This window comes from Chryseobacterium sp. 27AL (genome assembly GCF_057815395.1).
On record NZ_JBYRIW010000009.1, the window covers coordinates 111,369 to 134,020 of the forward strand.

The 22,652-nt window shown below is 35.9% G+C and carries 24 protein-coding genes; 8 read left to right on the forward strand and 16 right to left on the reverse strand.

Annotated features, from left to right (window positions below; translation table 11 throughout):
• The 4 genes from bla to AC3WV0_RS13425 are packed head-to-tail and all read right to left on the reverse strand — an operon-like array spanning position 1 to position 2,637.
• Positions 1-861 carry a subclass B3 metallo-beta-lactamase gene (gene bla / locus AC3WV0_RS13410; protein WP_488846612.1) on the reverse strand — a complete coding sequence of 287 codons (861 nt, stop codon included), beginning with the start codon at positions 859-861 and terminating at the stop codon, positions 1-3.
• Positions 862-888: 27 nt separating this feature from the next.
• Positions 889-1,266 (reverse strand): SMU1112c/YaeR family gloxylase I-like metalloprotein, encoded by a 378-nt coding sequence (gene gloA2 / locus AC3WV0_RS13415; protein WP_488846613.1) that lies wholly within the window; start codon positions 1,264-1,266, stop codon positions 889-891.
• 1 nt (position 1,267) lies between these two features.
• On the reverse strand, positions 1,268-2,200 hold the full coding sequence (locus AC3WV0_RS13420; protein WP_488846614.1) for a hypothetical protein: 933 nt from the start codon (positions 2,198-2,200) through the stop codon (positions 1,268-1,270).
• Positions 2,200-2,637 (reverse strand): nuclear transport factor 2 family protein, encoded by a 438-nt coding sequence (locus AC3WV0_RS13425; protein WP_488846615.1) that lies wholly within the window; start codon positions 2,635-2,637, stop codon positions 2,200-2,202. The genes AC3WV0_RS13420 and AC3WV0_RS13425 overlap by 1 nt, the downstream gene beginning before the upstream one ends.
• A gap of 113 nt (positions 2,638-2,750) precedes the next feature.
• Between AC3WV0_RS13425 and AC3WV0_RS13430 the strand changes: the two genes are divergently transcribed.
• Positions 2,751-3,839, forward strand: a complete 1,089-nt coding sequence (locus AC3WV0_RS13430) for an endonuclease/exonuclease/phosphatase family protein (protein ID WP_488846616.1) — start codon at positions 2,751-2,753, stop codon at positions 3,837-3,839.
• Positions 3,840-4,203: 364 nt separating this feature from the next.
• On the opposite strand, the gene AC3WV0_RS13435 is transcribed toward AC3WV0_RS13430, so the two are convergent.
• From AC3WV0_RS13435 to AC3WV0_RS13480, 10 genes are all read right to left on the reverse strand, one after another.
• Complete coding sequence (locus AC3WV0_RS13435) at positions 4,204-5,259, reverse strand: diphosphomevalonate decarboxylase (RefSeq protein WP_488846617.1); 1,056 nt, start codon at positions 5,257-5,259, stop codon at positions 4,204-4,206.
• A gap of 94 nt (positions 5,260-5,353) precedes the next feature.
• Positions 5,354-7,123, reverse strand: a complete 1,770-nt coding sequence (locus tag AC3WV0_RS13440; RefSeq protein WP_488846618.1) for an AMP-dependent synthetase/ligase — start codon at positions 7,121-7,123, stop codon at positions 5,354-5,356.
• On the reverse strand, positions 7,120-8,133 hold the full coding sequence (locus tag AC3WV0_RS13445) for an NAD-dependent epimerase/dehydratase family protein (protein ID WP_488846619.1): 1,014 nt from the start codon (positions 8,131-8,133) through the stop codon (positions 7,120-7,122). The genes AC3WV0_RS13440 and AC3WV0_RS13445 overlap by 4 nt, the downstream gene beginning before the upstream one ends.
• Before the next feature lie 349 nt (positions 8,134-8,482).
• The gene (locus tag AC3WV0_RS13450; protein ID WP_488846620.1) at positions 8,483-9,496 is read right to left on the reverse strand and encodes an MvdD family ATP-grasp ribosomal peptide maturase; all 1,014 of its coding nucleotides are present in this window, start codon (positions 9,494-9,496) and stop codon (positions 8,483-8,485) included.
• Complete coding sequence (locus AC3WV0_RS13455; RefSeq protein ID WP_488846621.1) at positions 9,493-10,446, reverse strand: MvdC/MvdD family ATP grasp protein; 954 nt, start codon at positions 10,444-10,446, stop codon at positions 9,493-9,495. Before AC3WV0_RS13455 ends, AC3WV0_RS13450 begins: the two co-directional genes overlap by 4 nt.
• A gap of 87 nt (positions 10,447-10,533) precedes the next feature.
• Entirely contained in the window at positions 10,534-10,758 is a 225-nt protein-coding gene (locus tag AC3WV0_RS13460; protein ID WP_488846622.1) for a microviridin/marinostatin family tricyclic proteinase inhibitor, read from the reverse strand.
• 45 nt (positions 10,759-10,803) lie between these two features.
• A complete protein-coding gene (locus AC3WV0_RS13465) occupies positions 10,804-11,043 on the reverse strand; it encodes a microviridin/marinostatin family tricyclic proteinase inhibitor (protein ID WP_488846623.1) in 240 nt (79 codons plus the stop codon).
• Positions 11,044-11,156: 113 nt separating this feature from the next.
• Positions 11,157-11,936: an alpha/beta fold hydrolase gene (locus AC3WV0_RS13470; protein WP_488846624.1), complete on the reverse strand. Its 780-nt coding sequence runs from the start codon at positions 11,934-11,936 to the stop codon at positions 11,157-11,159.
• Between the two features lie 96 nt (positions 11,937-12,032).
• Entirely contained in the window at positions 12,033-12,752 is a 720-nt protein-coding gene (locus AC3WV0_RS13475) for a pyridoxine 5'-phosphate synthase (RefSeq protein WP_488846625.1), read from the reverse strand.
• A gap of 175 nt (positions 12,753-12,927) precedes the next feature.
• On the reverse strand, positions 12,928-14,187 hold the full coding sequence (locus AC3WV0_RS13480) for a mechanosensitive ion channel family protein (protein WP_488846626.1): 1,260 nt from the start codon (positions 14,185-14,187) through the stop codon (positions 12,928-12,930).
• 452 nt (positions 14,188-14,639) lie between these two features.
• Here AC3WV0_RS13480 and AC3WV0_RS13485 point away from each other — a divergent pair, with 452 nt between their 5' ends.
• A complete protein-coding gene (locus AC3WV0_RS13485) occupies positions 14,640-15,131 on the forward strand; it encodes a DUF456 domain-containing protein (protein WP_488846627.1) in 492 nt (163 codons plus the stop codon).
• Between the two features lie 10 nt (positions 15,132-15,141).
• Positions 15,142-15,639 (forward strand): hypothetical protein, encoded by a 498-nt coding sequence (locus AC3WV0_RS13490; RefSeq protein WP_488846628.1) that lies wholly within the window; start codon positions 15,142-15,144, stop codon positions 15,637-15,639.
• Here the strand turns inward: AC3WV0_RS13490 and AC3WV0_RS13495 are convergent.
• Positions 15,626-16,267, reverse strand: coding sequence for a uracil-DNA glycosylase (locus tag AC3WV0_RS13495; protein WP_488846629.1), 642 nt, complete (start codon positions 16,265-16,267; stop codon positions 15,626-15,628). The genes AC3WV0_RS13490 and AC3WV0_RS13495 overlap by 14 nt on opposite strands.
• Positions 16,268-16,698: 431 nt before the next feature.
• Between AC3WV0_RS13495 and AC3WV0_RS13500 the strand changes: the two genes are divergently transcribed.
• Genes AC3WV0_RS13500 through AC3WV0_RS13510 form a run of 3 tightly spaced genes read left to right on the forward strand, consistent with a single transcriptional unit; the run spans position 16,699 to position 19,099 of the window.
• A complete protein-coding gene (locus tag AC3WV0_RS13500; protein WP_488846630.1) occupies positions 16,699-17,235 on the forward strand; it encodes a YceI family protein in 537 nt (178 codons plus the stop codon).
• A 31-nt stretch (positions 17,236-17,266) separates the two neighbouring features.
• A complete protein-coding gene (locus tag AC3WV0_RS13505; protein WP_488846631.1) occupies positions 17,267-18,538 on the forward strand; it encodes a hypothetical protein in 1,272 nt (423 codons plus the stop codon).
• Between the two features lie 54 nt (positions 18,539-18,592).
• A complete protein-coding gene (locus AC3WV0_RS13510) occupies positions 18,593-19,099 on the forward strand; it encodes a hypothetical protein (RefSeq protein ID WP_488846632.1) in 507 nt (168 codons plus the stop codon).
• 84 nt (positions 19,100-19,183) lie between these two features.
• Here AC3WV0_RS13510 and AC3WV0_RS13515 read toward each other — a convergent pair whose 3' ends face one another.
• Positions 19,184-19,705 carry a GNAT family N-acetyltransferase gene (locus AC3WV0_RS13515; RefSeq protein ID WP_488846633.1) on the reverse strand — a complete coding sequence of 174 codons (522 nt, stop codon included), beginning with the start codon at positions 19,703-19,705 and terminating at the stop codon, positions 19,184-19,186.
• Between the two features lie 94 nt (positions 19,706-19,799).
• Here AC3WV0_RS13515 and AC3WV0_RS13520 point away from each other — a divergent pair, with 94 nt between their 5' ends.
• Both AC3WV0_RS13520 and AC3WV0_RS13525 read left to right on the forward strand, forming a co-directional pair.
• The gene (locus AC3WV0_RS13520) at positions 19,800-21,947 is read left to right on the forward strand and encodes an endonuclease MutS2 (RefSeq protein ID WP_488846634.1); all 2,148 of its coding nucleotides are present in this window, start codon (positions 19,800-19,802) and stop codon (positions 21,945-21,947) included.
• 129 nt (positions 21,948-22,076) lie between these two features.
• On the forward strand, positions 22,077-22,445 hold the full coding sequence (locus AC3WV0_RS13525) for a YcxB family protein (protein WP_488846635.1): 369 nt from the start codon (positions 22,077-22,079) through the stop codon (positions 22,443-22,445).
• The last annotated feature ends 207 nt before the right edge of the window (positions 22,446-22,652 follow it).

The window sequence follows — 22,652 nt, forward strand, 5'->3', positions numbered from 1 at the left end:
TTACTCTTCAGATTTTTTTTCTATATAATCTTTTTCAAGGGAATCCAATTCATCCAGATATTCTTTTTTGTTCATAAAAGCGTTTGGATTATACGGATCATTTGGCTTATGTTTTTCGTGAAGGCTAAACTGATTGGCGTGTGAAGCTACCCAGATGTCAAAATCAAGTTTTTTCATTGCATTTAAAGTATATTCATAATCCTTTGCAATCGTCGGATACGTTGTGACTTCAGAAAATTTCTTATCAACAATAATTGTCGGCATATTGGCTATTAAAACCTTATAATTCCTTTTATCATCTTTTGTTTCAAATATATAGCTGCATGATCCTTTTGTATGCCCAGGATGGTGAAGCATCATCAGCTTTGTATTTCCGAGTGTTACTAAATCTTTATTTTTTAAAATAAAATCAGGATTTACAGGCTTAAAGGTAACTCCATACTTCCCCATCTCATAATCTGATTTTCCTCCGCTCTTTAAAACATCAGCATCTCCCTGATCAATATATAGTTTAGCACCGGTTTCTTTTTTAAGATCAGCCATCGCACCTAAATGATCATAATGTGCTTGTGTAAGCAACAATATTTTAATATCCTGATATTTAAATCCAAGCTTTTTGATATTATTTTTAATAACTGGGAGCGAGTCGGCAAGCCCTGTATTGATGAGAATATTTCCTTTATTGGTCACAATGAGATACGAAGCGAGATCATACGTCCCTACATAGTACAAGTTTCCGGCAATTCTGAAAGGCTCATAAGCCTGCGACCACTCTTTCGGATGATTTTTTGGTTCATTAACCGTCTGCGCATTCATTTGGTTTGTCAGGGCCAATGCAAACGGAATGATAAATTTTTTCATTATTAAATTAATCTTATTTGTAATTATTTATATTTCATAAAATTCCAGTGGCAATTGATCAGGATCCTGGATAAAGAAAAACTCTTTGCCGGTAAATTCATCTATTCTGAGCTCTTCACAATTTAATCCTTTGTGGATTAATTCTTCCCGCTTTTCATTAACATTTTCAACAGCAAAAGCCAAATGTCTTAAACCACAAGCTTCTGGTCTTGAAGGCCTTTCCGGAGGATCAGGAAACGAAAATAATTCGATAACATAGTGATCTCCGATAGCAAGATCCAGTTTGAAAGATTGTCTTTCTTCCCGATGCACTTCGCGGATGATATTTAAACCTAAAACTTCAGTATAGAAATTCTTTGAAACTTCATAATCTGAACAAATGATGGCAATGTGATGGATTTTCATTTTAAAAATTTTTAAACCTGCTCATTATGACACTCTGATAAATTTCCCTAAGCCTGGCCGCAACTTTATCGTCGTCCAGGCGTTTGTCAATCTCTAATTCATGAAGTTTAATGGCAACAAACTTTTTAGCATTAATTTTATTATAAGCTGGCTCTATTGAAAATCTTATATTTTTAACGGTTCGCTCTCCTATTTTAAGTTCCTTAATTTTATAATCTGAACTATAATAAATTCTCTCCTCAATACGTTTTCTTAATTCTGCATTATCTACTTTAAAAATATCACCTCCTTTTGCAATAGCATCCTGATCAAATTTACCCATATCTGAAATCTCATATCGCAAAGATTGCAGAATCTGAACAGTATCTTTTACTACTTTAATATTTTGCTCTTCAAGCTTCTTCAACAGATCACTTTCCGTTTTTTTGATTTCAAAATTAAAATCTCGAAAAGCCAGTTTACCGGTTTCAGGAGAATATGTATAAGCATTAGATTGCGAAGTTGACATGAGAACAAAAACTGTAGGAAATAAAACTACAGCAGTATGGATTTTCTTTATGATGAAATTTTCAAAAATATGATCGTTTTTAATCAAAAAATAAGGAATCGGTAACAGCAATAAGACTATTAAATCTGAATAATCAATTACTCGATGAATGTCAATCGGCGAAATTGCATTGTATATTTTGATAAAACTTTCTGAAAAAGGAGATTTCCAGAAAACAAAAAATAGTCCGGAAACAAAAACAGAATTTTCTTTCAGTTTCGGAAATGCAAATGTCACGAGCATTGGCAAAAGTATGATCCCGACAGCATCAGACAATTTCCCTGTAAACCAGCTGGTATATTGAAATTTAAAAAAATGATCATTTATAAACAAAACAATCACACAGCTCAAAAAGACATAGTTCAGTATCAGATTTTTATTTCTCATTATTTTATTTCTTTGCAGTTATCTTTTCTTCTTGTGTCAATTAAATATTGAATTTTCCATTCTCCGCTCTGTTTTACCAACTGAAAGCTATTTGCTCCGCAATGTGAGAATTTCCCTTTGTAATAGAATGAATAAGGAGTAAAAACGCTTGCCAGATTCCCATCGATATGAACAGCTTCAATGGTGATTCTTTCATCCAGATCATTCTTAGAAGCCTTTGAAACTGAATCCAGAAAACCTTTGAGCTCTTCATTTTTAACACCATCTTTCGTGATGGTCTGCAGAATGGCAGATTCAGAAAAAACCGATCTCAAAAGTACCGGATCAGCATTTTTCATAGCGGCAAATAAATTCCTCAAAGGAAGTTCAATTTCCTCCTGACTCTGTCCGAAGCAAAAACTGCCAAAAAGAAAAACGAACGGAAAAAATTTATTCATAATAAACAGCTTTATTTGGAACGGTTTTAATTGTTATTAATAATAAGCTTTAAAGATAATTTGATTTGAGCAATAATAAAAAATAATTTAAATTTATAGAATTATTTTAACATATGTGGACAGCCTATCTGATTCTGACTGTATTGTTGTTGATTCTAACCATACTGCCAAAAATTCAACATTCTCACTGGATATTCCGTGTTCCGGAATTTGGTAAAATACAGATTACTGTTTTCATACTTTTAACCTTACTTCTTGGTTTCATTACTCCGGATAAGTCGCCATATTTCTGGTACTTTCAGGCCTTGTTGTTTATTATGCTCATTCATCACAGCGTAATTCTGGTAAAATATACTCCACTGTATCCCGTTAAAAAATATACTCAAAAATATCAGTCTTCAGAAAAACTGCATTTTATTTCCGCCAATGTTTATCAATTCAATACAGAATATGACCGTTTTATAAAGTTGGTAGAAAAACACCGTCCAGAAATGTTTCTTACCATGGAAAGCAACGGAGATTGGGAAAAAGCATTGCGACCACTGGAAAAAGACTATCCTTATCAGCATAAAGTCACCCTGGAAAATACTTACGGAATGCATTTCTATTCAAAAATTGAAATTACAGATTCTAAAACTCACTATTTCGTAGCAGATGATATTCCGAGTATTGAAGCCCATTTAAAAACAAAAGACGGATTTTCGTTTGTCTTTTTTGGAGTTCATCCTCCGCCACCAAGTCCAACCGAAGAGGAAACCTCAAAGGAAAGAGATGGCGATCTGCTGAGCACGGCAAAAAGAGTAAGAGAAATAAAAAAACCGGTTATTGTTGTTGGAGATTTTAATAATGTTGCATGGTCGAAGTCTTCTATCCTGTTCAGAAAAACCAGCCATCTTATCGATCCGAGAATTGGGCGTTCTTTTGTGTCTACATTTCATGCCAGATACCGTTTGCTCAGATTTCCTATCGATTTGATGTTTCACAGTGAAGAAATTTTTATTGAAGACCTCAAAACCCTTGAAAACTTCGGCTCAGACCATTTACCGGTGTATTGCGAATTTTTTATTGACCATAAACAGGAGGAAAAACAGGAAGAACGTATCGATCATGCTACAAAAAATGAAAAAGCTGAAGCCGAAGAAATGATCCAAGAAGGAAAGAGAGAAAACGGAGAACGGGATGCTGTGGTTACGGAAGATTAACAGTTTTACCAAAATAAAAACGAACTCAAAAGCCCGCATTATGTTATTTCCAACTAATTATTCTATTCTTGCCCCACATTCCGGTAGAAATTACTTTTTCGTGTTTTAAATATAAGCAAGCCAGTGCAAAAAAGACTAATATTAAAACCAGATAAAAATATTTTTTTTTCATTTAAAATCGTATTACTGATGCACTCAATACGGCCACTTTTACCAAAGACAAGTAAGCGTACAAAACCTGCGCAGGTTTTACCGCAAACCTAAGCAGGAGTTACTCCAAACCTGCGCACCTTTCACCCGAAAGCTGCGCAGGTTTTTTATGAAACATCGTTAGGTATTTTTAAATACATCAATTAGAATGGCATCAGAACTTCATCACATCCTTTACAACGCCATTGTTCTGCGTGTGCTGCAATAATTCGGCTTCAATAAAAGACTTGATCTTTTCTTCTGATCCGTCATTTGGAAACAAAACGTGAACATTAGCACCGGCATCGAGCGTAAAGAATAAAGGTAAACCCGTTTCCTTTCTGAAATCCCAGATTTTATTGATGACTTCCATTGTTCCTGTTTTCATTAAGATAAAAGCAGGATCACTCATCATCATCATCGCATGAAGCGTTAATGCTTCATGTTCAACCAATTTAATGAAGCGTTGCATATCACCGGTGGCTAAAATCTCTTTCATCGGGCCGAAATTTTCTCTTGCCTCCTGAAATCTGCGGTCTGCATAAGGATTGGTATTCATAAGACCGTGACCCACCGTAGAAGAAACAGATTTCTGCCCTTCATGAATCAGTAAAACCCAGTCATTGAAATCTTTAAAAATATCGTGAATTTCATCATTCGGATACTGAACAGCAAAAAGATCGGAACTTCCTCTTACCTGTGACTCGCCCCAAACGACCAACCCGTTGTATAAACTTCTGCAGGCACTTCCGCTACCCAGTCTTGCTAAAAAAGAAGCTTTTCTCAATGATTCCTCCTCCGAAGTTTTTCCGGAAAAAGTTTCATCAAGCTTCATCAGACATTTGGCAATCGCTCCAAAACCTGAGGCTGAACTTGCAATTCCTGAACTGTGTGGAAATGTATTTTCTGTTTTGATCACATATTTCCCTTTTAAAATCCAAGGAAGATACTGTTCGATATTTCTGAAATATTTTTCAATTTTTTCGGCGAATTTTACTTCTTCCTTTCCCGCTAAAAAAGTCTGAACGGAAAATACTTCATCCGCAAAGAACTCCATTGTTGTATTGGTTTTACAATGATTTAATGTAAAGCTGATACTCGGATTTGCCGGGATCTGATTCTCATATTTCCCCCAATATTTAATCAGGGCAATATTCGACGGGCAGCTTTCCGAAACGGTCTGATTCTGTATTGTAAATTCTTCTTTTCCTAAAAATTCCTGTGCTGTCATAACTATTTAATATCTATTACCTCAACCAAATTATTTCAAAACTTCAACCTCGCCTCAACCTTAACCTTAACCTTAACCTTAACCTTAACCTTACTTAATACATTGCATCAATAAGATCAGCATACTTTTTAAGAACCACATTCCTTTTCACCTTGAGGGTAGGTGTAATTTCTCCTGTGTTTATTTCAAATTCGGCAGGCATTAAGGTAAATTTCTTTATTTTTTCAAATTCAGACAAATGCTCCTGCAGTTCTTTTATCTTTTGCTTATAAAAATCGTTTACCTTTTCGTTTTTTACAATTTCTTCCCAATTGGTAAACGGAATATTGTTCTTTTTAAGAAAATCCTGCAAAAACTCAAAATTCGGAACGATAAGCGCCGAAGCGAATTGCCTTCCTTCTGCAATCAATACGATCTGCTGTATAAAATTATTATTGGTCAGAAGATTTTCGATCTGTTGCGGAGCGATATATTTTCCGTTCGATGTTTTCATGAGATCTTTCAAACGATCCGTAATGGTAAGATTTCCGTTTTCGTCGATCTTCCCGGCATCACCGGTTTTAAACCAGCCGTCTTCCGTAAAAACTTTCTGAGTTTCTTCAGGATTATTGTAATAGCCTTTCATAATTCCGTTTCCTTTGGCCTGAATTTCATTCTCAGCACCAATACGGATCTCTACTCCCGGAAGAGCTTTTCCGCTTGTACCATGTTCAAAATGAGTAAACGGGAAAAGAGTAAGCGTTGCCGTAGTTTCCGTTAATCCGTATCCAACGGTAACGTGAATTCCCACCGATTCAAAAAACCGGGTGACTTCCGGAGACAAAGAAGCTCCTCCACAAGGCAAAAACCATAGTCGGCCTCCCAGTCTCTCTTTAATTTTACTGAAAACAAGGGCTTCAGCAATTTTCTCTTTTATTTTTAAGCCGAAAGGTACCGGCTTTTCATTTCGTCTTAATTCTGCGGTTTCCCAACCTGTTTCTACGGCCCAGTCGAAGATTTTTTTCTTTAGAGATGAACCTTCTTCCGCCTTTTCCAGAACTCCTGCATAGATCTTCTGAAAAAATCTCGGAACGGCACACATCATGGTTGGTTTCACTTCTTCCAGTGCCTTGGCAATATTTTTAGGATCTTCAAGAAAATAGACTCTTGCACCGCCATAGAGACAAAGCAGGCTCCAGCTTCGCTCAAACACATGGCTTAAAGGCAAAAATGCCATTGAAAGTTCTTCTTCAAAATTTTTAAACTTAAAAAATTCAAAATGAGCATCAAAAGCTTTGATGAAGTTTCCGTGAGTAAGCATTACACCTTTTGGAGTTCCTGTAGTTCCTGAAGTATAAATAAGCGTAGCCACATCATCCGGTTCTTTCTTACATATTTCAGTTTCAGGAGAAGCTTTTGCGATAAAATCTTCGAGATAAAAGCTGTTGAATTCTTTTTTGATCCAGACGGCTTTCTTAGAAACGATAATTGTTTCCAGGTTGTTGTCATTTTTTTGTAAAATTTCAACACTCGCATCATATTGCACCTGATCTCCCACAAGAATTATTTTTGCTCCCGAATCACGAATGATATACTCAGCCTGCTCTGCATTATTGGTTGAATAAATAGGAACGGTAACCGCTCCCAGTGACATCGCTGCCAGATCAACGATCATCCACTCTGAAGAGTTGTCGGAATAGATGGCAACTTTATCATCTTCCTTTATCCCCGCTTCCTTTAACGCATTAGCTGTCTTAAAAACGATTTCTGCGAATTTTTTCCAGCTCAGCTCTTTCCATCCTTCATTTTTCTTTTTAAATCCGATCGCAGATTTTAAGGGATGCTTTTCTATATTTTTTTGAATAATTGCCTCCGCAAGATTCATTTTTTCATCTTTTTATCGTTAATATAATTCTTAAGATGGAAGTCTATCGTTTCTTCCAATGGGATAAATGTATACTGAAGCCTTTCCTTTACTTTTTTATTGGATACGATTTTCATTCTGGAAATGGCTTCAACATTTGCTCTGGTCACCATTTTCAGGGGAGAAATAAGCCATCCTAAAAGCATATTGGCCAAGACTCCTATATTCAGCTGGAATTTTGAAAGTATTTTAGCTTCTTTTAATCCTAATTCTTTTCTTACCTGACCAGCCAATTCGGCATATCTTTTATTTTCAGAAATGATTATAAAACGTTCTCCGAAAATATTTTTTTCCATTAATTCTATGGATATTTTAGCAACATCTCTTACATCGGCATAGCTAGTTCCTCCTGAAAAAGTAAAGTTGTTCTTTTCCATCGTCGGAAATATGTCGCCGCTGCTGTTTCCCCAGTTTCCGCTTCCGATGATCATTCCCGGATTAACGATAACTACATTCATACCTTCCGCAGAAGCTCTCCAGACCTCCATTTCGGCAAGATGCTTTGAAATGGCGTAGGCAGAATGTTCTTCTTTAGGGTTAAACTCGGAACTTTCATCAAGCTCTCCGTTTTCATTATGAATATCAAGAACTGCAATAGAGCTTACATGTAGAAACTTTGTAACTCCTGAACCTTCACAGGCATATAAAAGATTTTGGGTACCTTTTACATTGGTATGATACATTTCCTTATCATCCTTGGGATTAAAACCCACTTTTGCTGCACAGTGATAGACCTCATCCACACCAGCCAGCGCTTCCTGAATCGAATGTATATCATCAAAATCAACATCTACCCAATCGATTTTATTAAAAAAACCGTCAGGATTTTCCGTATAAAATGTATAGGAATGTTTTACGTCGTCTAAATTACTTGCCGGCCTCTTTGCGGCACGAACGTTTTTTCCTTTTTTAAGGAGTTCCAAAACAATTACCCGGCCAAGAATTCCGGTAGCACCTGTTACAAAAACCATCAGTTATTTTTACTTGTTTGACTCATTTATGCTGATATTATCCGTATCTGCAAATTTGCAATTTTTAAAGGAGAATTCAGTTTTAATTCATGATAAATTATGAAAGTGTTCAGATTTTTTCTTAGACATTATAAAATCTTCTGACCATCGTATATTTTATTTAACGCAATGGCGCAAGGAATTTTTAATGATAGCTTTTATCCCGGACGCAGAGGCATTTCATTCAGCAAATGATAAATACAATAATGTTGGTTTCGCAGAGTAGTTTATTTCAAACATTCTTCACCAAACTATTGCAATAAAAAAACGGGACAAAGCCCGTTCTTATCATCTCCTTATTTTAGATTGTTTAAGCATTCTGTACCAATACTTCGTTGCTTCGTCTCGGAGCTTTATCACACAACAGATCGGCGATACTTTTTGAGATCAGATTTCCTTCTGTAAGATTATCCAGCCAGAAAAATTCTCCCGCAGCATTGATTTCAATAAAATAATATTCATCTTCAGGAGAAACAATAATATCGATCGCTCCGTAATCTACGTGGTAAACATCCAGAAGTTCCAGCAGTTTTGCCTCGACATCTGACGGCAGTTCCGTGGGAACCCACTTGTCAATAAGGTTAACGCCATCCTTTCTCCAGTCGATTTTTGCAGCTTCTGACTGTTGAGAATCAATTTCGAACGCGAAAACATCCTGTCCGACAACCGTTACCCTCAGTTCTTTTTTCTTTTCAATTTTTTTCTGAAACTGCATCGGGCAATATAAAAGCGTATCCAGCTCTTCCAGTTTATCTTCATTCACAACATTGGTAAATACTACGCTCTCCACTCCGTCTTCATAGATCGCAAAACCAGTCTGCATTTTTGCAACGACGTTCTGATGTTTAATAACAAACTGCTTTGCTTCTTCAGGATTATTAGTGACACAGGTCTCAGGAATTTTAAGTCCTATTTTATCTGCGATTTTCAGCTGCTCTTCCTTGCTGTCTAATCTTCTGTAAACACTTGGTTTCCCAAGAGAATAAACATCTACGGATTCCAGGAAACCGAAAAGTGTGTTGCGGATTTCTCCCATCGCTGCACCAAAAAATTTTTCGTCCATTTCTTCTCTAAGGCCATTTCCAATATTGTATGCTCTTCTGTACCAGACTGCGGAAATATCATCCAGACGATGCTTCTTTTCGGAAGTTTCGAGAATGGTTGTCCATTTTCCATCCTGAAAGGTGGTGGATAATTTATTTTTTAAAGGATATTCATCGACATTGAAGCGAATTACTTCGCATCCGTTTCTGTCAATATATTCAGTTACTTTTTCGATTGAAAAATTGTCTGCTGTATGGGTAATTATTAAAATTTTATTCATTGGTTTTTCATTCTTTTTATAAGGTTATCGGCAATTCGCTGTGCGATGGGAAAATCAAGATCTTTCTGAAGCATCCCCCATTCTCCTTGAGGGTTGACTTCCAGAAAATAATAATTTCCGTCTGTTGCTTTGATCATGTCTATGGCACCGATATAGAGGCCCATTTCGTTCATCATTGCCGTAAGATTTTGTTTAATATTTTCGGGAAGAAGATAGGCTGACCAGAAATAATTGCCCTGAGCAATTCTCCAGTCGGTATTTTTACTGTTGTTGATTTTCCCTGTGAAAAATTCTCCGTCGAGATAAACGATTCTTAATTCATATTCCTTTTCAACATAGGGCTGGAAAATCATCGGACAATATTCGATATCCGCAATACCCTCCAGAGAATCTTCATCAATGATGTTGGTTGAAAGAAAATTTTCCCCGCCCATTGATTTTGAGATCACGCCGTGAAGTTTTGCAACCATTTTCCCGTTACAGTATTCATGGAAGAAAGCAGTAATTTTATCGGCATCATTTGAGAAGATGGTTTTCGGAACAGTTAGTCCATGCTTTTTAGCGATATTAAGCTGCAGCATTTTGTTGCCGTCAATTTTATTTTCATTTTCGAAGGGATTGATCCAGGGAAGATGCTCAAGTGCCGTGAAGAGATTGTAGCGGAGCGTAGCATATTCTTTATGAAAAATCTTTCTGTAGTCTTCATCAAGCTCTTCCGGTATATCAATCTGCCATGATTTCCTGTGCCATACTGCTGTAATTTCTTCCGATTTTATAGTATTTCCGGACTCGTCTGTAAGTTCAAATCCATTTTCGCTGATGCTGATTTTCTGGTCATTATTTAATTTATCGGAATTCAGCCGGAAATATGGGATATTTTTACTTTTGAGATATTCAAAAAAGATATCAATATTATAAAAGTCTCGGGAATGTGTAATGCAGAGAATCATTTGCCGGTTTTTTATTAAAAAAGGAAACTTAGAGTGTAAGTTTCCTTTCGATATAATTTGTTAATATATTCTGTATCAACAATTTATTTATACAGTCGGAACATCATCGTCACCGTCTGACGGATATTTCATGGTCTGAGCCATATCATACTGAGGCTTTGTAACCGTATCAGCAGTTTTTGACGTTGTGATAGGACCGTCCTGTGTTGCAATCGTAACATCAGTTCCTCCTTTGATTTTTTCAGGATCCTGAAGTTGTTTTTCAAGGAAAGACGCGAAGAACGGCTTCTTTTTTGAATTTTTGTTTTTCATAATAATTTTAATTTAGAGTTTCTTGAAATATTAATTATTTAGTTTTTAAACTGCATTTGCATCTTCATCACCGTCTGAAGGATATTTCATGGTAACATGATCTCCTCCTGGTTTTGTAACATTATCTGCAAGTGCTGAAGTAACACTGTCTTTCAAAGCACCTGTAGAATTATCCAGCGTTACAGATGTCACTGTTCCGGAACCTCCTTTAATTGTTTCAGGATCTTGTATCTGCTTTTCCAGAAATGAAGCGAAGAATGGCTTTTTTGATTTTTTACCTTCCATGATATAATATTTTATGTTTAGAAAGCTCTAAAGTATAAAAAAAATATCACCTAAAGAAGATAAAAATATCTTTTAAGAAAATTTTAACAAATTACAATAAATAGAGAATTTTATTAATTAAAATTCAAAAATTGCTTAACAACATTAGCAAAATCAACAGGATTTTCCGCCTGTACCCAGTGCCCGGCATTTTTCACTGTTACAAATTCTGCTTTTGGAAATTGCTGTCTTATCGCAAAATGGTCCTGCGGAAGAATGTAATTTGATCTTTCCCCGGCGATAAACAAAGTTTTACCTTCATAAACTCCGAATTTTATGGCATTGGATACAAATTCATTATACTTTTCAGATAATGTTTTAAGGTTGAATCTCCAGTTCAGTTTTTTATTGTCGTCCCAATACAGATTTTTAGTCAGGAACTGAATGGTCGATTTTTCAGGAATATACTGGCTCAGCACAGCTTCAACTTCATTTCTTGAGGTTACTGTATTGAAATCAACAGATTCCAGTGCTTTGATGATCCCCTGGTGATGTGGAGGATATGCTTTAGGTGAAATATCAACAACAATAAGGCTTTCAACCTTTTCCTGATATTTTATTGCAAATTGCATAACGGCTTTTCCGCCAAGCGAATGGCCCAGAATGTGGGCTTTTGAAATTCCATAATGATCCATATACCGGAGAATATCATCAGCCAGATCATCATGAGACATTCCTTCTGAATGAAAACTCCGTCCATGATTACGAAGATCGATAAGATGAACAGGAAGATACTCTCCCATGTCTTTACCGAAACTTCCCCAGTTGTCAAGCATTCCGAATAACCCGTGAAATACAAGAAGCGGTGTCGACGATAGATTTTCACCAAATATTTTTGAATTTAAAATTTCCATACGTTTTTGATTTTGGATTGAAGATCGATGATGGAAGATGGAAGTTTACATACTACTGGCTAAACTTTCAGCTTCTGGTTTGGCTGTAAGCCATCATTACCATTTTGCCAGCCTCTTTAAGTAAGCCTGAACTGTATTTTCCAATCCCATATATAAAGCTTCAGAAATTAGGGCGTGACCAATGGAAACCTCCAGCAGATTTGGGATATTGTCGGCAAAATATTTAAGATTGTCTAAACTTAGATCATGTCCGGCATTTAATCCTAAGCCTAAATCAGCAGCCACAACAGCCGTGTCATAATAAGGTTTTATGGCTGATTCTTTATTGACCGTATAATTTTTGGCGTAAGCTTCCGTATACAGTTCTATTCTGTCGGCTCCGGTTTTCGCGGCATATTCTACCAATTCCGGTCGAGGATCCAGAAAAACTGAAGTACGGATTCCAGCATTTTTAAATTCAGCAATGATTTCCGTAAGAAAATCAAGATGTTTTCTGGTGTCCCATCCTGCATTGGAAGTAATCGCATCATCAGCATCAGGAACCAGCGTTACCTGCTCAGGTTTTACCTCTAAAACCATATCAATAAATTCCCTGTGCGGATTCCCTTCAATATTAAACTCCATTGTCACAAGTGGTTTAAGATCATAAACATCTTTTCTCGTGATATGCCTTTCGTCAGGTCTTGGATGAATGGTAATTCCCTGTCCGCCAAACTCCTGAATTTTAACAGCAGCCTCCGTCACACTGGGCATGTCGCCTCCTCTTGCGTTTCTTAAGGTTGCAATTTTATTAATGTTTACACTAAGTTTTGTCATTTTACTGATACGTTTTTGAAATAGTCTGAAATAACAATTTCACCTCACTGAAAATCGTTAAATTCATTCAGAACTATTCGATCTTTATACAGCTGCAAAGCTATTGATAAAATCCAAAATGCAGAAATGAAACGGTGATTTTTTACCTTTCAAAGAGCATTGTACATAGTGAAAATTAAACTTTCACCTGCATGACTTCAAGATCAAATTCTTTTGAAGCGACCAGCAAATGATCAAAAATATCCGACTGGATCTCCTCAAAACGCACCCATTCCGTATCTGTGGTAAAGGAGTAAATTTCCAGTGGAAGGCCCTGCGGCGTAATATTAAGCTGGCGTACCATGACAGGCCCTTCTTTATCAAGCTCCGGAATTCTTTCGATGTATTTTTGGGCATAATATCTGAAAACACCAATATTGGTAAGCTGTCTCCCATTAATGATCTCCTCTTTATGCGCCATATTTTCCTTTTCTTTTTTCAGTTCGATGGAGCTTTTATTTAGATAATCTGAAATGAGATTAATGCTTTTCAGACGTTCAATATCTTCATCTGTAAGGAATTTAAATGAATTGATATTAAAGTAAATCGACTTTTTAATTCTTCTTGCATTGGTTTCGGAAATCACCTGAAGGTTTTTAATTTCCGTTGTCAGAAGATCATAGGTAGGAATCGTGGAAAAGGTTCTGTCAAAATTATTGATTTTTGTTGTCAGAAGGTTGATCTCTGAGATATTTCCCTCCAAATTATATTTTGGAATGCTCACCCAATCCCCTACTTTAAGGTTTTTTGAAGTGGCCACATGAAGCCCGGTGACAAACCCTAAAATGGTGTCCCGAAAAACCAAAACCAGAACAGCGGTTATCGCTCCTAAACTTCCGACAATCGTTGTCCCCTTAATTCCGAAAATCACGCAGATTCCGACTACTGAAAAAAGGAAAATTCCTAAAATCTTCATTGTTTCGGAAATGGCATTCAGCGCCATTATTCTGTAGAAGTCCTGCTTAATCACAAAATAATTCCTGAAAGCAGACAATCCTCTGTACAACATTCCTGCGAAGATCATAACCATACCTAAGTTTACAGATCTTATAAGAAAATTGGTTGTTTTATTAAGTGCACCAGCAAAAATAGATTCATGAATACTTCCAACAATCAAAAGCGCAAATAAATGAGCGAGAGAATTAGTAATTTTTGATTCGTAAATAGAATTAATAACCGGATATTTTTCTTTATTTCTAAAAATTCTGAAGATACTGTTAATGATAATCTTAAATATAAAATCAAAAACCAGAAAAATACCAATCAGCAAAAGAATTTTCACAATGATATGGAATACGAATTCAAGGCCATCAGGAGCTATCCGGTTGATGTATCGGTAAAGTGGTTCACTTAATCCCTGTATAAGGTCTTTGGTTTCTTCTAATTGATCGTTCATTACAACAAATTTAGGAAAATAAAGATGATTTATTATAGGATTCTATGCATCAATTTTTATCCCAAAATGGATTTTATATACTATTTTAATTAAAATTTAGAGCTTATTTAAATTTAACTAAAAATAAGGCAGCTTTATCATATAGCATTCTATAAATCATCCTTGTTATGAATACCTAAAACTTTCAACAGCTTCAGTAAATAATTATAAAAAAAATCACTTTTTAATGAATTTATATTCAATTATTTATTATATTTGATTAAAACTAAACAATTACAACGAAAAAAAAATTATTGTTGTACATTGTTTAGCATCATAAACAGGAATTTAGATTTAACACATCTAAATCCTACACTATGCAATTGTAAACCTTTAATAAAAACTTCACCTTAAACATGGAAGTGGCTTTTATAGAGCCACTTTTTTTTATATCTTTTCATTAAATTAAAAATATGGATACAGCATTAATTGATATTCTCTGCCTTATTCTTCTGTTTCTGGGAATTTTAGGGACTTTTCTTCCCGTTTTGCCGGGATTACTTCTGAGCGTTTGCGGACTTTTAATTTATAAATTCGGAACTGATGCAGACTTGCCGATGATTTACGTTTGGGCATTTATCATTCTTACCATCGCCTCAGTAGTGCTGAATTACGTAATTCCTGCAAAAACCAACCAGAAGTACGGAGGCACGCGCTGGGGAAGCATTGGCTCGGTTATCGGAACCATCGTCGGATTATTCTTACCCATTCCTTTAGGCTTCTTAGTGGGAATGTTTGCCGGCGTTTTCATAGGCGAGCTTCTTCACGACAGCAAAGACTTCAATAAAGCACTGAGATCAACCAAGGGTGCGTTTATAGGGTTTCTTTACGGAACCGGGTTCAGCTTTGTTGTCGGTGTGGCAATGTTTTTGGTGGTAGTACTGAATATGCTTGCTATTATTTAAAACTTAAAAAATGTTGTACAAAACCATTATATTAAGCTTAGGATTATTATCATTAATCAACTGTAAAACACAGAAAGAAGCGAAAGTTTCAACAGAAAATCAGGTGGAAAATTCAGGAAACCTTACCAAAAGTACCAAAGACGGCTCCATCATCTATTTTAATGAAGGAGAAAACAGGTTTTTGAATAAATACCAGATGAATGTTACATTTAAACGCATTTCGGAGGACAGCAGATGCCCGAAAGATGTCAACTGCATCTGGGCAGGTGTTGCTGTGGCTGAAATTGAAGTAATGGGAACCGCAACAAGACCCATGACTTTATCACTTGCAACCGTAGATAACAAAGGAAGAAATTACCATCAATCCGCAGATTTCAACGGCTATAAAATTACTTTAACGGAAGTAAATCCTTATCCCGAAGCAGCACAAGGTTCAAATACACTGAACGGGAAATACCGGATCGGTATCAAAATTCAAAAATCCGATGAAGACTCTACCATGAAATAGGTTTTTTGCCTTTAGAAACAAGATATTCATTAATTTTTGAAAAAGGTTTGCTTCCGAAAAAACCCCTGTGAACAGAAAATGGCGACGGATGTGCAGACTTTAAGATAAAATGTTTTGCCGGATCAATGAGTTCGGCTTTTTTTTGTGCAAAAGCGCCCCATAATACAAATACAACATTCTCTTTTTTATCTGAGATTTCTTTAATAATAAAATCCGTGAATTTTTCCCAACCCAAATCTTTATGAGAGTTTGGAGAATGCGCGCGTACCGTTAAAGTTGCATTTAATAATAAAACACCCTGCTTTCCCCAGTCATCCAGTTCTTTGGATGTTCTTTCAATTCCCAGATCATTTTTAAGTTCGATAAAAATGTTTTTCAGCGATGGCGGAGCGACAACCTGTTCGGAAACCGAGAAACACAGTCCATTCGCCTGATAATCATTATGATAAGGATCCTGACCAATAATCACCACTTCAATATCATCAAAAGGAGTAATTTCCAGCGCCCTGAAAATCTGACTTTTCGGAGGAAAAACTTTTGTTGTTGCATATTCCTGCTTTACTTTTTCCCAAAGATTTGTAAAATATTCGGTGTTTTTTATAGGGGCTAATATTTCTGTCCAGGTCATATTCTAATAGTTTATTATTTATCTCAACATACACAGATCAAAAGAACTGCCAGCTTCAGCAAACATTAATAATTTTCCAAATATAGAAAATATATACTGAATCTATTTATTGGTTAATCGATAAAGTAACCATTAGCAGCGGTTTACACAACAATATTACGCTGACTTTCATCATCCTTTTAATGAGAAAAATTTTCATGATTTATTTTTTCAACTAAGATTTTACCCTATAAGAAACTATAAAACAAATTTTCGCCATTTAAGATAATAAATTTTCAACAAAAACTAAAACATATTAAAAATTACATAAATCAATAGTTTATAAAGATTTATATCATATTCAAAATTTATCATAAAATTAACATAATATCTACCTTTATATCATAAAACAAAGGAAGATTAAATAATATAATTATTAAATATTTATCGATATGAAAACTTTAAGAATTTTCTTGAATGCTACAATCTTATGCGGAACATTATTTCTTTATCAAAATGCTGAGGCTCAAAAAATCAATCAGAAAACCACTACTATTCTTGTTAACGGAACTTCTCCTTTACATGACTGGGAAATGAACTCATCAGCTGCCACTTTTACAGCAACCGTAAATGGAAACAGCATTGCCAACGCAACCTTTACCATGCCCGTAAAAAACCTGAAAAGCAAAAAAGGAACTACCATGGATAATAAAGCGTATGAAGCATTAAAAGCGGCGCAATATCCTACCATTTCATTTACCGCACCATCAATCAATATGGGCAAAAGTAACATCAGCGGAAAGCTGACTATTGCAGGAGTTTCCAAAAATGTTTCATTTCCTGTAAATGTTGCTAAAAATGAAAACACCTATACCATTTACGGAACAGAAACCGTAAAACTTTCAGATTTCGGAATAAGCAGACCAGGCTTCATGGGCATTAAAACAGGAGATGAGGTAACGGTAAAAGTAAATATTGTCGCACAGTAAAACAATTAAATCAACATTAAAATCAAGCATTATGAAAACCAACTACATAAAAACAGCACTATTAGGAACCGTTTTACTCACCAGCGCCGCACAGGCTCAACAGTTTCCACTTGATAATCTGAAACCGAGGGATCAAAGAGGTATTAATATTTTTGAAAATCCTAAAGATTCCGTGACCACCTTTGAAAAACTTAAAGTAAGAATCGGCGGAGCTTTTGCCTTACAATTCCAGGGACTTAAACATGAAAGCGGCGCAGATCAATCCGTACCAGCGACCCAACTTTACGATATCGGAAACAACTTCAACCTGCCTACAGCCAACCTCGATATTGACGTGGCATTATATGACGGTATCAATTTACATTTGAGAACATTCTTATCTTCCCGTCACCACAATGAAACCTATGTAAAAGGCGGATACATCCAAATTGACAAGCTGGATTTTATCCAAAAAGATTTTTTGAGTGACTTTATGAAACATTCAACCATTAAGTTTGGTCATGACGAAATCAACTATGGTGATGTGCATTTCAGAAGAAGCGACAATGCCTACACCACCCAAAATCCATTTGTAGGAAATTATCTGATGGACGCCTATGCAACCATGATTTTTGCTGAATATTACTACCGACGAGACGGCTTTATCGGAATGGGAGGTATTACCAACGGAAGACTTAACCAAAATGCCAACGGCGGAACAAGCCCTTCTTTATATGGTAAAATAGGTTACGACAAACAGCTGACCAGCGATCTGAGAGTACGTCTCACGGGATCCGTTTATAACACAGCCAATACACAGAGACTTGACTTTTATGACGGTGACAGAGCCGGATCTAGATACTATTATGTGATGGAAAACGCAGCAGCTACTTCTTCTGCCAACTTCAGATCAGGACAGGTAGTACCGGACTTTAAAAATAAAGTAACTTCTTTCATGATCAACCCGTTTGTGAGATATAAAGGCCTTGAATTCTTCGGAACTTTTGAAAGTGCTTCAGGACGAAATTTAGCAGAAGTTGACAGAAGAACCTGGAACCAATATGCCGGAGAGCTGATTTACCGTTTCGGAAATGATGACAATCTGTACTTCGGAGGAAGATACAACAAAGTAAAAGGTGAGCTGGCAACAGGCAATAAAGTAGACATTACCCGTTTTAACATCGGCGGAGGATGGTTTATGACCAAAAACATCCTTACAAAAGCAGAATATGTAAATCAGAAATATGACGGCTATCCTACTTCAAGCATCCTGTATGATGGCAAATTCAACGGATTTGTGCTCGAAGCAGCCATTTCTTTCTAAATGAAAATCAAACGTAAAAGTTTTATCTGAAACTTTTTCAAAACAATCTGAATTATGAAAGCTTTTTTAACTGCCATTCCGTTTTTACTTGGAATATTCATGAATGCTCAGGAAAATTACGTTCAGATCAGCGGAAGCACCAATATCAATACTTTTAAATGTACGAATAATACATTCAGAGCGCCTGGAGGAAACTTTATGATCAGCGAAAAAAACCTTCCCAACATCGCCTTAAAAGTAGATGATTTTGACTGCCGCAACAGAATAATGACTTCTGACTTTCAGAAAACCCTTTCCGCAGAAGACCACCCTTATCTTCACGTAAAGTTTCTTTCTTTAGATAAAAGCAAAACGGTATATAATGCACAGATCGAAGTGAAAATGATTGACAAAAGCAAAATATATAATGTTACTTTTTGTCTGCAGAATGGGAAATTCACCGGTAAAAGAAGCGTAAAATTCAGTGATTTCGACATATCACCTCCAAAAAAGATGGGCGGAATGATTGTGGTAAAAGATGATCTCAATCTGGTATTTGCACTCTCAGCAAACACGCAATAATACAAAATACATTTTAGGTTGCACAAGAAAATGCTTAGAGATTGATGAAGTCTGCAGTAAATTTATACTGCAGACTTTTGGAGTTTAAAAGTCATTATCTTTATTACTCTTCAGACTGAAAACCAGATTATCAGGAAAACCTTCGTCCTCTCTATATTCTTCTAAAGCGAAGTGGTGCCGTAGAAGTATTTTTTGTGAATCATTATTAAATCGATCTGTCATGGCAACTATTTCGGTTAGATTTAAATTTTTAAAAGCAAAATCGATCACTGCTGATAATGCCTCGGACATGATACCTTTTTTATGATAATCAGGAAGCAGTTCATAGCCGACTTCAGCAGTTTGCCGGTCTTCAGAAAAATTCCAGAGACAGATTGTACCGATAAGACCAGGTTGCTCTTTTAAAGAAATCCCCCAATAGAATGTTTCGTTATTCCTTGTTTTTTCTTTAATTGTCAGGATAAACTGAAGCGCATCATAATTATTTTTCGGAGAATTCCTTTTCACAAAACGGTTAATCACTTCATTGCTTCTGATCCTTAAAATATCTTCAACGTGACTTTCGTTGATTTCTTTTAATTGTAGTCTCTCGGTTTCCAGTTTCATATTTTAAACAATAAACATGATTAATAGATATTTTCAAATCTTCAAATTAACTCATTTTCAAATTAAATTCACATTTTCTCACTAAATTTGCGGTGTGTTTATAAATAAAGAAGATTTAAATGAATTAGAGTTTCCGCAATTGCTCGCGGAAATCTTCCCTTTTGCATATTCTCCAAAAACGAGAGAAAAAATTCTTCAGCTTCGTCCGATGGAAATTGATGAGGCAGAAATTTCCCTAAAAAAAACTTCAGAATATTTATCCAGCTTTGAAAGCTCAAATGCAATTCCGTTTGATGAATATGAAGATATTGAAAGCGAACTAAAACTTATGCTGATCGAGAATTACCGTCTCGAAAACAATGCGTTTATCAAAATAAAAACCATTACGGAACAGATCGGAAAACTTCAGAAATTTTTCCCGACGATGCCCGAAACTTTCCCTACTTTGATGGAAGATGTTTCCATTCTTGAGTTTAGAAAGGAGATTATTGATAAAGTGGACAAAGTTTTCAACCGTTTTGGTGAGGTTAAAAGTGAAGCTTCACCTGTTCTAAAGGCACTTCGAACTGAAATCCAGTTGGCCAAGAAAGCCATTCAGGAAAATTTCAACCGTGCTTTGTTTAATTATGGTCAGAGTGAATTCTTGGATGACATCCGTGAAACAATTATTGATGACCAGAGGGTTTTAGCGGTAAAATCAGGATTCAAGAAAAGAGTTCCGGGAAGAGTATTGGGATTATCCAAAACAGGTTCCATCACTTATATCCAGCCGGATTCTGTGGTGAAGCATTATTTTAAACTTAAGGAAAACGAAGAGGAAGAAAAAAAGGAAATTGATAAAATCCTGCGAAAACTAACGGCCGAACTTGCAGAATTTCAGCCTCAGCTGTGGAGATATCAGAAGTATATTTTTGACCTGGATTTAACGAGAGCAAAAGCAAAATTTGCAGAGCTTATCAACGGTGTTTTACCAAAAATCAACCGACATAAGACATTAAGACTGAGAGAAGCATTTCATCCTTTATTATTCTTAAGGAACAAGGCGGAGAATAAAACCATTTTTCCACAGACCTTAACATTAACGGACCATAACAGGATCATCTGTATTTCCGGGCCAAATGCCGGAGGAAAATCGATTACTCTAAAAACGGTAGGATTACTTCAATTGATGATCCAGAGCGGAATTTTGGTTCCGACCCATCCGAAATCCGAAATGTTTTTCTTCGATAAAATCATGACGGATATTGGTGATAATCAGTCTATTGACAATCATCTTTCGACCTATTCATCAAGACTGAAGAAAATGGGTGGAATTATCCGCGAAGCCGATGCCAATACCCTGCTACTGATTGATGAGTTCGGTACAGGTTCAGATCCTGAACTGGGCGGCGCGTTAGCAGAAAGCTTCCTTGAGTTTTTCTACGATAAGAAAAGTTTTGCCATTATTACCACACACTACACCAACATCAAGCTGGTGGTAGAACAGCTTCCGAATGCTCAAAATGCGGCGATGCTTTTTAATGAAGAAACGCTTGAGCCGATGTATAAATTGGAAGTCGGACAGGCAGGAAGTTCATTTACCTTTGAAGTTGCAGAGAAAAATAAAATTCCGAGATTTATTATTCATTCTGCTAAGAAAAAAGTGGAACATGATATTGTAAATCTTGATAAAACAATCGTAAAACTTCAGCAGGAAAAGTACGAGGTTGAAAAACTGAAAACCGATCTTGCCGAAAGAAAGGAATCTGTCGAAGATAAACGGGATAACCTGCAAAAACTGAACGATCAACTTCAGCAAAAGCTATATAACTTCCAGAAATTATATGAAGAAGAGCATCGTAAACTTCAGTTCGGAAATAAGATTGAAACCTTTATCGACAGCTATACCAAAGGTAAATCGAGAAAAGACGTGGTGAAAGATTTTGTAAAGCTACTGGAGCAGGAAAAATTCCGTAAGCTGGGAGCTGATAAAGATGAAAGCAAGCGACTTCAGGTTGTTAAACGAAAAATCACGCAACAACTGAAGAAAGAGGAAGTTATCGAAAAGATTGCCGAAACCAATGAAAAGCTGGAAGAAAAGCGAAAAACCGACCGCGCTTTGTGGATGAAAGTCGGACAACGGGTTCGTATTTCAGGAAGCACAAGTGTGGGAACTATTGAAAAAATTTCGAGAAATAAGGTGATTGTGAATTACGGAACATTCAAGACGACAATTGATGCGGATGAACTGGAGAGGATTTAATTTTTAACTATGACTATAAAAACGCAAATTACACTTAGGGATTTTTTAATATTTCACCTAAAAAGTTCTTTATTAAGACTTATCGCCTTTCCATTAATTCTTTTGGTATTTTTTATAATAAAGGAATCAGTGGACGACAGTACGGAAAGGGATATTTTAAAATCAGCTTCGATGTGGTTTGCTATTTTGCTTTTGTTTCTATTGATCCGGTCTTTTTTCAGTGTAAGGTCTACTTTTAACTCGAATAAGAATATCCAGGAAAGTATTATTTATACTTTTACAGAAGAAAAAGTACATGTTCAGGGAGAAACTTTCAAAGGAGATTTTACATGGAACTCCGTTTATAAAGTAAAGGAGAATAAGGAATGGTTCCTGATCTACCAAAATGCACAGGTCATGAATATGGTTCCTAAAAAGTTCTTCACAAGAGATCAGATTTTGGAGCTAAGAAAAATCATTAAACATAATCATGTGAAATCAAAACTCAGGAATGATTAATTCAATTTTAAACCATAACAAAGGGTGTCTTCTGGTAGTCATGGTCGGAAGAAAAATTCTTCCGACTTTTTTAGTTTTTTATCCTGAGAAAAAGCAATTTAATTATTTGATTATCAATTATTTAACTTGCGTTTTAGAATTTATTTTCGTATCTTTATAGCTGATAATCAATTGTTTATGTCAGTTTTTAAAGATCATAAAATAGCT

Bases quoted from the DNA above. Each gene is read 5' to 3' on its own strand.
- AC3WV0_RS13505 (WP_488846631.1), top strand. From the start codon at position 17,267: ATGAAAACCAACTACATAAAAACAGCACTATTAGGAACCGTTTTACTC.
- AC3WV0_RS13425 (WP_488846615.1), bottom strand. From the start codon at position 2,637: ATGAATAAATTTTTTCCGTTCGTTTTTCTTTTTGGCAGTTTTTGCTTC.
- AC3WV0_RS13460 (WP_488846622.1), bottom strand. From the start codon at position 10,758: ATGAAAAACAAAAATTCAAAAAAGAAGCCGTTCTTCGCGTCTTTCCTT.
- AC3WV0_RS13420 (WP_488846614.1), bottom strand. From the start codon at position 2,200: ATGAGAAATAAAAATCTGATACTGAACTATGTCTTTTTGAGCTGTGTG.
- AC3WV0_RS13510 (WP_488846632.1), top strand. From the start codon at position 18,593: ATGAAAGCTTTTTTAACTGCCATTCCGTTTTTACTTGGAATATTCATG.
- AC3WV0_RS13455 (WP_488846621.1), bottom strand. From the start codon at position 10,446: ATGATTCTCTGCATTACACATTCCCGAGACTTTTATAATATTGATATC.
- AC3WV0_RS13435 (WP_488846617.1), bottom strand. From the start codon at position 5,259: ATGACAGCACAGGAATTTTTAGGAAAAGAAGAATTTACAATACAGAAT.
- AC3WV0_RS13490 (WP_488846628.1), top strand. From the start codon at position 15,142: ATGTTGTACAAAACCATTATATTAAGCTTAGGATTATTATCATTAATC.
- AC3WV0_RS13475 (WP_488846625.1), bottom strand. From the start codon at position 12,752: ATGACAAAACTTAGTGTAAACATTAATAAAATTGCAACCTTAAGAAAC.
- AC3WV0_RS13495 (WP_488846629.1), bottom strand. From the start codon at position 16,267: ATGACCTGGACAGAAATATTAGCCCCTATAAAAAACACCGAATATTTT.
- AC3WV0_RS13470 (WP_488846624.1), bottom strand. From the start codon at position 11,936: ATGGAAATTTTAAATTCAAAAATATTTGGTGAAAATCTATCGTCGACA.
- gloA2 (WP_488846613.1), bottom strand. From the start codon at position 1,266: ATGAAAATCCATCACATTGCCATCATTTGTTCAGATTATGAAGTTTCA.
- AC3WV0_RS13440 (WP_488846618.1), bottom strand. From the start codon at position 7,123: ATGAATCTTGCGGAGGCAATTATTCAAAAAAATATAGAAAAGCATCCC.
- AC3WV0_RS13500 (WP_488846630.1), top strand. From the start codon at position 16,699: ATGAAAACTTTAAGAATTTTCTTGAATGCTACAATCTTATGCGGAACA.
- AC3WV0_RS13465 (WP_488846623.1), bottom strand. From the start codon at position 11,043: ATGGAAGGTAAAAAATCAAAAAAGCCATTCTTCGCTTCATTTCTGGAA.
- AC3WV0_RS13450 (WP_488846620.1), bottom strand. From the start codon at position 9,496: ATGAATAAAATTTTAATAATTACCCATACAGCAGACAATTTTTCAATC.
- AC3WV0_RS13480 (WP_488846626.1), bottom strand. From the start codon at position 14,187: ATGAACGATCAATTAGAAGAAACCAAAGACCTTATACAGGGATTAAGT.
- bla (WP_488846612.1), bottom strand. From the start codon at position 861: ATGAAAAAATTTATCATTCCGTTTGCATTGGCCCTGACAAACCAAATG.
- AC3WV0_RS13515 (WP_488846633.1), bottom strand. From the start codon at position 19,705: ATGAAACTGGAAACCGAGAGACTACAATTAAAAGAAATCAACGAAAGT.
- AC3WV0_RS13485 (WP_488846627.1), top strand. From the start codon at position 14,640: ATGGATACAGCATTAATTGATATTCTCTGCCTTATTCTTCTGTTTCTG.
- AC3WV0_RS13430 (WP_488846616.1), top strand. From the start codon at position 2,751: ATGTGGACAGCCTATCTGATTCTGACTGTATTGTTGTTGATTCTAACC.
- AC3WV0_RS13445 (WP_488846619.1), bottom strand. From the start codon at position 8,133: ATGGTTTTTGTAACAGGTGCTACCGGAATTCTTGGCCGGGTAATTGTT.